Annotated in this window: 1 protein-coding gene and 1 pseudogene; both read right to left on the reverse strand. The window is 52.2% G+C overall.

Annotation, left to right across the window (positions count from 1 at the left end):
- Window positions 1-24: 24 nt before the first annotated feature.
- The gene (locus tag NATSA_RS09505; RefSeq protein ID WP_210512026.1) at window positions 25-12,234 is read right to left on the reverse strand and encodes a hypothetical protein; all 12,210 of its coding nucleotides are present in this window, start codon (window positions 12,232-12,234) and stop codon (window positions 25-27) included.
- A gap of 165 nt (window positions 12,235-12,399) precedes the next feature.
- Window positions 12,400-12,795: pseudogene (locus NATSA_RS09510) on the reverse strand (hypothetical protein); the annotation flags it as partial.

Raw genomic sequence — 12,795 nt, forward strand, 5'->3', positions numbered from 1 at the left:
AATAACAGGTGCATAAAGATTCTGCTAAAAATTAAATTGAGTTGGCTGATACTGCTGATATCCCTGGAACTGCACGTTCAGTTCAAGGGTCGGCACATCTTCCCAAACGATGGTCTGAAGCCCGGCGGCATTGGTAACCCGGGCATATACCCTGACATCAGAAATCTCATGCTCGTCCGGAATGGAATAGTTCCTGTTGAATGTAAGATTCCATGTCTGCGGAGTCGAAGGACTGTATATGGTATGCCAGCCTTCAATCACACTTGATGTGCCGTCAGATATTTCGTTAATAAACAGCTCCACCGACTCCACTCCCGAGACCGGATCCTGAACATCCGAAAGTGAAACATCCAGTGAGCCGTCTGATGCTATGGAGAGTTCCATCTCCGGTTCATCAGGTGGATTACTGTCGATAATGAACGGCCCGGTCGCAATCATTTTTGACCTGGTACCCTGATTATTTACACCTCTGACCGTTATATAGATATCCTCTCCTTCTGGAAGTTCGTCCTTGTCGAAAGATACATAAGGCGCTTCATCAGAGAGATGACCAGGAACGGCGTGCACGACATCAAAATCCATATCGTCATCATCCGGCCATCCGCGGATATCCGTTCCTCCCGGCGAAGACCCTACGGCAAACTGATGGCCTTTCATGCCGGATTCGGCATCATAAGAACGTTTGGTTATGTAGGCACGGATCTCATTGGAAGCTTTGTATCCGTTGACAGACGGCTGGCTCGGCGGGTTGGGATCATGAGGATAGGACGGGCCAATCGTGTAGACTTCGCTGGTCAGTCCGGCATTGTTAACAGCCCGCACATGAACATGCAATTTGTCAGTAAAGTCGAAATCCAGCGATTCATGCGCCCCCTGCCCGCTCACGATGGACACCTCGTTATCTTCGGTGGTGAATCCCTTTTCGCTGAACTTGGCATCACTATAGCTGTCACTTTCCGTCACGAGATATTCATAATGTTTTATTCCCGAAAGATCGTCCTCTGATTCGCTCCATGCTACGGAGGGCAGCTCAGGTACGGCATCCGTGTTTGTAATTTCACCCAGCTGCTGAATGAAGTCGAGGGAATAATCCGGCGGATTATCAATCACCGGGTTCTCATCAACGGAAGGCTGGAAGAAGGATTGTGTAAACGTCAAGACTAGATCACCGCTTGGCCCGGGATCAGTAGGAGGTGTATCATCATATATCACCGGCCGCTCCTTTGTAACACCGATACCCTGATCATTAAGATTCCAGGCGCCAACGGAGAGGAAGTACATTTCTCCCAGCTCCATATTTATGATACGGGTTTCTGCTTCCACCATTTCGGTCCAGTTGCCGGGTACATCCGGATAGGTCTGTTGGTCACCAACCAGATCCGTCTGTTCCAGCACGTCATCTTCACCGCTGAGATGGCCGACCTGATAATCATAGTTAGCAATACTCATTTCCGGCTCATTGACCAGAACACGCATGGAAATGACTTCCGGATCACTGGTGAAATAAGCTTCTTCGCTGGTACTTGCATATTCGAAGCCTCCCAGACCGTCGGGCTGGATCATGGAAGATTCATATTCTCCTTTACCGTAATAATAAGCCAGATCTACCATCATATCCTCAGGCGGGCTGGTCTGGTCAGGTGAGGGCAGAATATTGTCGGACGGACTTGTATCATCACCGTACGCACCGACCTTCATGTCAAAAGTTGCACTTCGCCGGGCCGTGATACCTCCGGCACCGCGAACCCGTATCCCGACATCTACAGACCGGGTATGGGCCTCGGAATCGGGGCTGGAGATTCCATCCTCAGACCAGAGAACGACATCATCCGCGTCATCTGCGCGAACGTAAGAGTGATAACGGAAATCATCCGGGTTTCCGATGGTAAGATAGCTCCGTTCGGCTGCGGTCGCCTCCTGGCCGTAATCATTGTCCTGAAGATCCAGACTGACCTCGGCAATACCGCTTGGATGTGTAGCTTCCCAGCTGATGACCGCACCGCCAATAAAAGTCCCCTGTTCATGGGAATTATCAACCGAAATGTCGGTTAACTCCGGGGGCTCCAGTTCCTCAAGAATATCGGCGCGCAACTGGTCATATTCATCCAGACGTCCGACTTCCACTTCTGCCTCTCCGCCTTCAGCTTCTGCTTCATCGAACATCTCGACATAGTTATCGACGATGTGATAAAGATTGCCGAGCATATTGGCTCTGAGATTGTAAAAGTCATCTATCATTTCTGTATTCACTTCCATGATATCAACAACGGATTGACGGAAGCTTTCGTAATCGTCAGTGAACTCTCCGTTTACGAACTCAACATGTTCTTCGACCACTCTTTCATATCCCAGTACATAGATATTGTACCACAGATCCATGATATTTACTTCCAGTGAATCGAAATTCACATTATCTTCGCCGAGCTTGTCGTATACCTGGGTTTGAGCATCATAACCGCTGAAGTCATAGGGGGTGCCGGGATCCCTCGGATCATCGGCCAGAGACTCAATCATCCGCACCCGCTCAGCCATTGTTTCACGGGCATCCTCGAAATCTTCCTGGTTTGTGTTCCTCGCGTTATGAGCATTTATTATCGTAGGTAACAGTTCGTCTTCTATAGCAAGCTCAAAAGCGCCCTGACGTCTGCCAAACTCAAAGGCAATCCACCGGGAGTAATTAACAGTTTGCCACTGTTCATCGGCAAGAGTAGCGTAATACTTGTCAACGGCTGTAAGTGTTTCCGCGAAGTACTCGGAAACCTGATTGACGGTTGCCGACTCATCGCTTTCAGCGCCGATTCCTTCCGCAGCGACATCGATTTCAAGCAGATTATTCATCTGTTCAAGGTTGTGCCGTATGGAATCAACAGCGGCATGTATCTGCTCTTCAAGCTGGGCAATCTCCTCAGACAGATTGTTTGCACTTTCCGCCTGACTTGCAGCATCGTCTTCGTTTACCTCAAAGTCCGGCGTATTTCCTTCAGACATGGATTCACCGGGGTCATTGGTGATCTGTGCCGGGTCTTGTGCCAAAGCACTGATAGCATCGCTGCGCATCTCAGCAGCTTCTGATTCAAACTCCACTGCACTGACTACGATCTGTTCCAGCTCATTTACTGTCTGCTCACTTATATCCTCCAGGTCATCCAGTTTCAGCTGCAATGCATCTTCTGCGTTTTGTATCGGACCTGTTACTTCCGAACCAGTCGGTTCTCTGATGAGAATATGATTATCCGGATCATGGAAATGAATTGATTGTGTAAGGATATCGGGTATATCCTGATTATTAATATCGGCAGCCCTCTGCTCATTGGCCACCTTGGCCAGGTTCCAGAAAAAGCGTCCGACATTACCCTCCTTGATATAATGATATCCGGCCTGCGCCAGTGTTTCCTCGTCAAAATCCACACCCGGTACAGCCGGCCGGTCTAGTTCGGACTGCACACCGTCTATGGCATCTGTGACCATTTGCTCAAATTCATCTGCCTGGTCCTGGGCCTGTGTAAACAGGTTCTGATCCGGATCGGGGTTCCGCCCCCCGTCTACATCAATGCCGTCTTCCGTACTGACACTGACCCAGGCGTCTGATTCCCTGCTCTTGATAACCCGGTAACTTATCACACCATAACCATAAAACTCGTAATGATCCCGTACGCGGGACACTACTGCTTTCAATGTAGCGTCACCACTGATCAAACCCCATAAAATACTGGCTTCACCACTAACCGTAGCATAAGCACCAAAGGGCATCTCTGCTTCATCGTATCTGAGATACCACACCGATCCGGTCACCGAGGCCTCGGCGCTGACTATTCCTGCATCAAAACCGGCATGTACGCCCGCCTCGATCATGAAACCGTCATTACTTGCCAGAAGTCGATTGCCGGGACTACCCATCAAACCGCCAAACAGATCGATACTATATTCTCCAAGAAGTCCCCACTGTACTCCTTCTTCTCCGTCGACAAGCATGAAGCTTATGGATCCTTCCGCTTCAATAACACGGACCATATCCATTTCCACTTCAAGATCCACATGGATGGTGAAGTCATCGATCCGGTCGACACTGGCAAAGAAGGTGGCTCCCACCATCATGGGAGAACCGTCCAGGCCGAGCACGTGGCCGTCGGCATCTATGGCAAAACTGAGATTGGTAATTTCGATGAATGTCGAACCGGATACAACATGCCGGTCACCAACACCAAACATGTCCAGTTCGGCAAGCAGCATTACTACAAACTTGATTTCGACGTCATCGTCGAAGTCGGCATTTTCGGTAGGACGTCCGGATGATGCACGTTCCAGGTCACCCGGCGGATCGGGCCGAAACTGATCAACATGATCCATGACAATATTCACGTGATCCTCCACCGGGCGGTAGAAAAAGCCGCCGCCAAAACCGGACATGGCCACCACGCCCGGAACGAGATCGAAAGCCACATCAGACCTCACACCAACGAAAAAACCGAAAGACAGATCATCATCCCGGTTCTGAATACCTCCGGCAATTAATGCTTCCAGGCCGCCTCCAATATCCAGATTGGCGGCAACAAAAAAGTTTGTTTCCCCCCCTGTCTGCTCATAAAGCAGGCTGGCGCTTGCCTGGAACGCCTCATCAAGTGCCAGATTCATATTTCGAATGGCAAACGAGATTTCGCCGTCGGTCGTCTCATAGAACACGAGTTCATCGATACCTCCGCCAAAACCTCCGTCATCGGTATTGGCCTCACCGCCAAGCGAAAGCTTGAGGGCCGACCCGTTGTCGTCATCACCGTTGCCTGAATGAAAATGAAGCAGCTGTACAACTTCGATTTCATCAACTTCTTCTTCAGCATTCTCCATATCTTCGGGATCGGGGTCGTCACCGAATGGCGATGGCACGTCGATCATGATGCCGGAATCGTCGGACTCATACTCAAAGACACCCAGCTCCAGGGTGGCAAATTTCATCACGGTGAAGCTGGCTCCGCTGTAGAAGTTTCCTCTGTTTTCAAAACCTCCGGAATTGATGACAATATTCTCAAATGAAGCGGAACCGGAAAACCCGGGAACATCAACACCGGCATCGCCGTTTAGTGTGACCTCGAAGATTTCATCGTTGGACGAAGCCACATCCGCCTCTATGGAAACCTCGAAAATGGTGTGGTCAAAGGTAAAGCCGGCATTACCCGTAATATTGTATACCAGCATCTGGGAACGGTTGCCCTTGAGGGAAATACCCGGATTTTCTTCTATACTGCCTTCCTCACCAAGCCAAATGCGCTCTTCACCCATGAACGAAACATTGCCGATTACAGCCATATGCGTGTTGGCAATATCGTGAATATCGACATCAAACAGGACGTCGGTCATGGTCAGGGTAATGTCTGAAGTAATGTCAACCGACACCTCTTCGTCATCATCCAGATGCGGATCAAACGGGGAGTCATCGGGTATCTCGACATCCGTAAAGACCTGCTTGTCGCTGTCTCTGCCAATGGCAAAGATCATGTTTCCGTATTGATCAACCGGATCGGGAATAATAAAGCCGAACTGTCCGGACAACCGAAGGCCCTCCTCCTGCGTGCGGCTCAATCCGACAGATTCCAGAATCAGATATTCACCAAGCAGCTCTATTTCTTCGACAGCCACATCTCCGATGGTAAAATCCCCCTGGGTATCCACATACAGATCTTCAAACGTCATCTCTTCATCGAGAAACTCGAGCTCACCGGATGATATGGATGCGCTGAGTGTGCGGCCGCTGATGGTAAGTGACGGGTCGGTGAAGCTTCCGGCGAGTGCTCCCTCGAAGAACTCAAACTCCTGCTCATCCAGGCCAAGTGTCGCCTCACCGATATCAAATACCAGTCCCGGGGAGGCCTGAAGATTGTCCACACCGATCTGCATTTCCTTTACGGAGAAACTCAGAGACTCCCCGATCATATCTTCGAAAGAAACCTGTCCGTTAATTTCCACTACAAACTCATCCTGATCGGCGCTGATATCGAACGGGTCATGCTCGTCAAAAACCAGCTGCGCCAGACCCATATCGGCCTCGGGCAGTTCGCCGATGGCATCCACATCGAAATACCATCCGTCCTCTCCGTATCCGCCGCTGTAGAAGAACGGGAAAGGCGTCTCATCTTCTGTTTCCAGTAACGTGGTTTCGACCACCCCGGACATCTCAAGCTGAGCAGGTGAGTTGAAACTCAGCTCTGCCCCGTAGAGTCCCACCATGAACTGGCTTTCCTCGGTTTCCCCGCTCAGGGTAGATCCGATTTCGCGCTGAACAACAGGCTCGAGGCTTTCATCCCAGCTGCCGGCAAATTCACCAAAGGTGATCACAGCCTCTTCAAATCCGCCGCTGCCTATGGTCGTTTCGGCGGATGCAACATGATCTCCGAACGCTTCGGGCAGATCCACAGTAATGACGGATGTCAGACGAACTTGACCGTCGGTATCCAGTGCGATGGAGTCAAGTGATACGGGCGCGTCGATATAGGGCTCCAGGCTCATTGGTGAAGCAAGCGTGATATCCCCGCCGTTGGGCATGTACTGGTCGTCGGTACTCAGTGTAAAATAGGCGTCAACATACGGCTCCCCTTCGACGGCATCTTCCAGTGCCGGAAAGTGAACCGAAAGCGGCTCATCACCGGTTTCAAGAGTGTATCCGCCGTCATCATTGCTTTCCACGGAAATGACCGGATCACCGTCATCATCGGTGATCACCGCATAGGCAATGTCTTTGGAAGGCAGCCCCAGAGTATCGGGAAGCATCGCTATGAGCATTTCGCCAAAGTTGAAACCGCCGGTATCATATACTGCGAGCAGATCTTCCCGGTCGCTGTCGGTATAAAACCGTGCCTGACCATCATTCACAGCCGGAGTATCCGTACTGTAAGTGAATCCGTCTTCAAAAGCGGCGTGAAGTGTCAGATATTCCTCACCGTCGAAAACCAGGGATGCTCCGCCTTCACCCGTAAAGCCGAGGCCGTCGGCATCCAGCGTTGCCGTTCCGTCTGCAGAGAAGACAAGGGCATCATTCTCCGGCGTTGCGGCATCTTCATAGTCGATGACCGACACAAACGAAGAAGTCTGCCCGACACCCACTTTCAGCCCGAATCCGGATGAAATCTCCGCCTGACCAGACTGGATGGCAAATTCCGGAAAACCAAACGCCAGCTCGTCAAATACCACATCGATCTGGACATCGCCGGCCTCCAGATATCCGGATGCATCAATCACAAATCCCTCCTGGGAAAGTTCGGCCTGATTCACCTCGAAATCCATGAATGAAGGTTCGGATCCGGGAAGTGACATCAGGAAGGGCTGGTCGATGTCAATGGAACCGTCCAGAATCTGCCCGGAAAGCAGGTCGAGCTCAACCGTTCCGTCCGCGGTAACCACATTTTCCGGACCTTCCAGTTCGGCGGACAGTCCGCCGTCAAAAATCACCTGCTGCTCATCGTCTTCATAGGAAAAGACCAGTGAGCCACTTGTGCCGGAGAGGGTTACCGGTCCGGCAGTGAGCGATCCGCAGGGCTCGAGACCGTCAATTTCTCCCTGCAGCCCTTCACCGGCTACCAGTGAAAGATCATAAGTGACTTCCATTTCACATCCGGCTTCTTCATCCTCAAAGAACGGGATGTCGTCAATGGTACCGGCCAGCGAAAAGTCCACATCCTGGGTTGTCTCACCGTCTTCTTCTGTTGTATCGAGTGCTCCGGATATGGCGGTGATCAGAAGCTGCGGAGGGTCAAGGCCCGGCGGGCCTGCCGGAATGGAAATTCCGTCATCAGGTTCAACAGGCTCCATACTTCCGCTGAGGAAACCGTCGGAAATGGTCACATCATAGAAGGTAAATCCATCGGGCGGGTTCAGCGCGCCGCCGGCAAAATCGGGCAGGTGCAATTCAAAATCGAGGTACGGTATGGCATCGGGGAGCTCCCCTTCAAACCAGTTGAATGTGATCGGATCTTCCGTGCGCAATGCGAGCGGCTGAAACTCGAATCCGGCAAGTCCGAATGACGGCAGATCCAGTCCGTCCATGGTACCGTCATTGATTTCCTGCGGCGGGATGGAAAAGCCCTGGGTCCCGATCTGAAGTCCGTCCATGGGAAGGGTGAACGGCTCGGCACCGGCCAGGTCAAACTCGAAATCGGCATCCACATTCATAGTGAAATCCCAGCCGTCACCACTGCTGTAATAGGACTCGGGTACCGAAGTGATGCTGTTCAGATTGATGGTGAATCCGGGCAGCTCCAGGCGTACAGGCTCATCGGGTTCAAAGCTGTCAAACGAAGTACGCACCGGCTCCTGACCGGGCTGCAAATTGAAAACGGCGCCGAACAGGGATTCCGCTTCGTCACCAAACCGGAACTCCGTATCTACATCGATGTCATAGTTGACATTGCTCGTTTCCGGAAGTGAAAATGCCACGCTTCCCTGAACAGATTCGATGCCAATCTGCAGCCAGTCGTTGTCGCCGATCATGGGAATATCCGATCCGACATCGACCATATCAAAATCGGCCGACAGCATGCCGCTGGAAGAAATTTTCAGCAGCGTACCGGCATCTTCCGTGATCGTGTGACCGAACAGTCTCAGGTCTCCGGCAAGCTGCAAGTATCCGCCGTCATCGTCGAGTTCGTCCGTGCGGCCGTAGCTGATCCGGGACAGATCGAAAGGAAAGTCGATATTTTCGGCAAGGTCGGCCAGCGCGTCGTCTTCATCGATGGTTACACTTGCATTTCCGGTATCCACCTGGAAGTTTCCGGGTGTGGCGGTTATGGTGAACTCGTCAAATTCAACGCCGGCTATGACGGGCGGGTCGGATTCATCCAATGCCGGCATGACCATATCGACCGATTCCCCGGGAACGGTTTGCAAGGTAATCAGCCCGGGCTCGGGTTCTTCAATGTCAACCAGCAGCTCGCCGTCGTCATCGCGCAGCTTCAGATAGGCAACACTGGTACTGGGAATGGGTAATTTGTCGGGCAGCATCTCTTCGGCGAAGCCGGATACAAGCGGATAGAGTCCGTTGCCGTCCACATAGGCGATGCGGGTATCATTGTAATACAGATTTACCCGTCCTGACCCGACACGGAACGGGTTGAGCTGAAATGCAAATTCGTCACTGAATGAAAGAGTCAGATCGCCGTATTCGAGATCGGCAACCTGCAGTGCACCGGAGGCGTCACCGGAAGTGGATATACCGGAGCTGTCGATTACAACATCGGCTCCCAGTTCCATATAGAATGACTCATCGGGTACATCCGGCATGGAATCATCATCGTCATCGATCGGCATGGCCGAGAATTCGGGCGCGTCGATTCCGTCTTCGAATGAAACCATCAGCGCAAAGTTGCGGTCGAGATAAATAGAACCGGAACTGATCGTACGCTCTTCGATTTTCTGCACCACATCGTCGAAGGTCACTCCGATCTCATCATCACCGACAATAATCTCATGACGGCCGTCAATATGCAGACCATCCAGATCAATACTTGCTTCGCTGATACCGAAAGAGAAAACGGGGTTTTCTGACGGAATATCGAGTTCAAACGGATCCTCAATCAGAAATTCGAGTTCATCAAATTCCCCTTCCATGATATTATAGGCCAGCTGGCCGTCCACCTGATGATTTTCGGAGAACATCAGTGAAGCTGCGGCTTCAAAACGGGCCTGTTGCTCACCGCCATCATCATCGAGTATCAGATCAGCCTGATTCAGAGTGGCATCCATGGGACCGACCGGCATGTCACAGCCTGACTGGTCGAGGGAGAGTTTTCCGACCATGATTCCGTCCTGAAATGCCAGGGAACCCATATCGTCGGTTCCGGTCGGATCCTCCGGACACACAACAGGATGCCCGGGCTCATAGTGCCCGGATACAGAAAAGTCGGCGCTGGCCGTAAGCGGATCCTCTGACCCCGATTCATACTCCGACTGGATCGAACCATCCAGAGAACTGAACACCACTTTGTGATCAGCCGGCAGGGTAAACTCACAGTCGGAAAGTGTGGTCAGGGAAAGATCAGCCGCGAGTAAACCGGAACTTACCCGGCCATTGTCAATGACCAGGGCAGCACCTGCGAGACATCCGGGCAGTGCGCCGGATCCCTCTGACAGGGCAGCTTCGGCATCGAACGTCAGGTTCCAGTCGCCCGGGTCATCACCGTCCCAATCCAGCCAGGGAAACGTGAACGATTCCAGTGCAAGCTGCTGCAGTGTCACAAGCAGACCATCGTGATCGTATTCGGGAAGATTTTGATCCGTTGAAAAAGAGGGGATTTCAATCCCGGAATCGGTCAGGCGGATGTCATCATCAGGGGTGAATCCCCACTCTTCAAAGAGCGGGAAAAGCACATCCGCATCCAGCACGAGCGAGAACTCCCACTGTCCGGAACCATGATCATAGGCAAATGTTTCCATCTCCATTCCGTCAACATCAAGCCGCCCGAAACCAAGATCCACTTCGTTTCCTCGACTGGTACAGGTCTGTCTGATCACTTCCAATTCACCGGGTCCGTCGGTACCGATGCCGGCAGCAAAACGAATTCCGCACGGATCAGTCCCGTCGAAACCGAGATCAAGCTGGAGATGGCTGATTAGATCTGCATCAGAGATCGTGCCGTCGCGCTGAAGTTCAAGATTTCCGTTTGACTCCATCAGCGTGAGCTGCAGGTTGTCGGAGTCCCCGGGCAAGGGAAGCGACCGGGGCTGGTCGCAGGACCATCCGGTCGAAATGTCTTCCGAGCGCAGGTTCAGGTTGGTAATGGTGCAGGGAGATTCGCTGCCCCAGAAGGAGACCGCCCCCTCTCCGTAAATGGATCCCTGCCGCAGATGAATCTGAATCGCATTGACCTCAACGAAAATGTCATCACTCTCGAAGGAGATAAGGTCACTGCCCTCCACCGTCAGAAGTCCATCCGGACCACGGCGGGTAAGATTTATGTTACCCTGGGTGAAGAATGACCCGTAATCCGGATCCTCAAATTGTGCAACGGCATCGAAACCGGCTCCTACCTGGAAAACGAGCTCTTCAAGTGTCACATTATCGAGTCCCGGAATCACATAATCAGCAACTTCTCCGGTGGAAAGGTGTACTTGTCCGGCAGATATAACCGGGTTGTCCAGACTTGCCTGCTGGATGGAAAGCCCCTGAACACGCGCAGGTACCGTCACCGGCTCCGGCATGTAATCCATTCTCAGCTCCACATCGGCCGGACCGTTAAGCTCGTACTGACCACCGATGTCCTCAAATTCCAGATCCTGGGGGTTGACGATATAGGCCACATCAGGCACCAGCTCGATTTCTTCGAGATCGGCAATTTCTGTATCGACTTCTCTTTCCTCGTGATACGTGAAATAGTATATCTCGCTCTCGCCGTCGTTTCGGATGGGCATTTCGTCATTCACTTCATAGGCAGTAATCTGCCAGGCATAGCTGCGCCCCCGTTCCAGCGGGTACTGGTCCGGCGTATAGGTAAATGTGGTGATATCTGTGAGTGTCTCCTCAACCAGCGGCCGGTTGGCATCAATGGCTTCTTCCGGACTCTGCCCGTCAAATAACTCTACAATTCGTAATTCATATTCCAGTGAAACGTTGGTGCGGGTGAGCACGGGTGTCCAGCTGAACAGCGGTGTTTCCATGGTAATGTTCGAACCATTGGCCGGTGTTACCAGCTGAGGCGGCTGCGGATGGGTAACTGTGAACGTGGCCCTTCCGTCCATGAAATTCACACCGGTCTGACCGTCGGCCGGCTCTGCGGATATTTCGATGCGATAGTCACCTTCAGGGAGGGCTCCGGTCTGAAGTATTGTACTCTGCAGATCCGAATCCAGGTCCGATATGATATCTTCCTGGGACCGTTCGAAAGTCAGATCGTCAAATACAGGCGAGAGGATATGCATTCCGGGGTCGAAGCTGGCAGGTTCCGAAAATTCCTGTACCAGAAGATCCCTGTTCTTGTACAGACGCACTTCAAAAATCAGATCAACGGGAGTGGTTCCTGTGCTGACATAGTTAAGCTGTACCTGATAGGTACCGGCCCGCACATCATTTTCAAGGTCGCTGATAAACGGCGACGGCAGGACTCCCGGAATATTTACGATATCGATTTGAACCGACTCCTGGGCTTGCGCCGTGGAAAATCCGGTCAACATCACGAATAACAGCAGAATGATGCCGTAAACCGCTGGTGTACTGCTGATTCGGTTCTTTCCTGCATTTTCGTATCGCTTTTTCATCTGCAACCTTTCAAAATTATTTCTGTTTTGTGATACTTTCTTTTTCAACTGAACCTGTTTCCTGATCTGATTCCTGACCTGATTCCTGCTATGTAATTTCTGTGCTTGCTTTTGTTTCTTCGGGATAATGGAAAAAAGATCCTGCGACTGTGTTGTCTGTATCTCTCAAAACCGGTAGCTGAAGCCAAGCCGGGTTTCCAGTTCGGAGAAGCCGCTGCCCGCCCCCTGGCTGATCATGTTGTTGTTGGTGCGCACCGACAGGTCCAGACTGGCCGCATCCATGAGACGGTAGGATGCCCGCGCATTGCCGTTGATCTGCCAGGAGACGTTGCGGACCTGCACGTTGCCTCCGCCGCTGCCCGCCGGGCTGCCGCCCGCACCGCCCTGAACCGAACCGCCGCCTCCGGAATCCCCGGGCTCCTCTCCGCCATTGTCCGGCACCTCCGGATCTCCGGCCACTTCCCGGGTCACCTGGTTGCGCGAAACGCCCATATTCACATTCGTATTCAACCTCCCGTCAAAAAACGTGTAGCCCATGCCACCGTTCAATCCCGCATTCTG

The organism is Natronogracilivirga saccharolytica (assembly GCF_017921895.1).
Taxonomy (GTDB): domain Bacteria; phylum Bacteroidota; class Rhodothermia; order Balneolales; family Natronogracilivirgulaceae; genus Natronogracilivirga; species Natronogracilivirga saccharolytica.

Excerpts from the sequence above, each read along its gene's own strand:
- NATSA_RS09505 (WP_210512026.1), bottom strand. The coding sequence starts at position 12,234 with ATGAAAAAGCGATACGAAAATGCAGGAAAGAACCGAATCAGCAGTACA.